At 60.3% G+C, this 456-nt stretch carries 1 protein-coding gene; it reads right to left on the bottom strand.

Features of this window, described 5'->3' with window-relative positions; translation table 11 throughout:
- Positions 1–456: ABC transporter permease (locus BJP35_RS23830; protein ID WP_143349645.1), on the bottom strand; the 456-nt coding region annotated here is incomplete at both ends.

Genomic DNA, 456 nt, shown 5'->3' with positions numbered 1-456 from the left:
GCGTATACACCAGTATTTTGATGCGGGTCACGTTAATCCCCGAGGTGCGCGCGCTCTTCGGGTTGCCGCCGACGGCGTAGATGTAACGCCCGAAGAGGGTTTTATTCAGCACGAGCCAGGCGAGGGCGAACAGCACGATGAAGATGATGACGGGCACCGGAACGCCGCCGACATAGCCATTGCCTAACCAGCGGAAATCGCTGTTCAATTGCGATACCGGATTGCCGTTGGTGGTCAGCATGGTTAAACCGCGCGCCGCGGAGAGCATGCCCATGGTGACGATAAACGGCTGCAGCCGATAACGGGCTAACACGGTGCCGTTTACCAGGCCACAGACGATACCGATACCGAGTGCCACAATCAGCGGCGCCATGACGGCGGTCGCGGTGTCGCCGATAGCCAATCCGCTGTTGTTGGTGGCGAAGCGGGCGGCGACGATCCCGCTTAACGCCAGCA

The sequence above is a fragment of the Enterobacter sp. J49 genome, assembly GCF_002148625.1.
GTDB lineage: Bacteria > Pseudomonadota > Gammaproteobacteria > Enterobacterales > Enterobacteriaceae > Enterobacter > Enterobacter ludwigii.
This window is presented reverse-complemented; position numbering and strand designations above follow the sequence as displayed.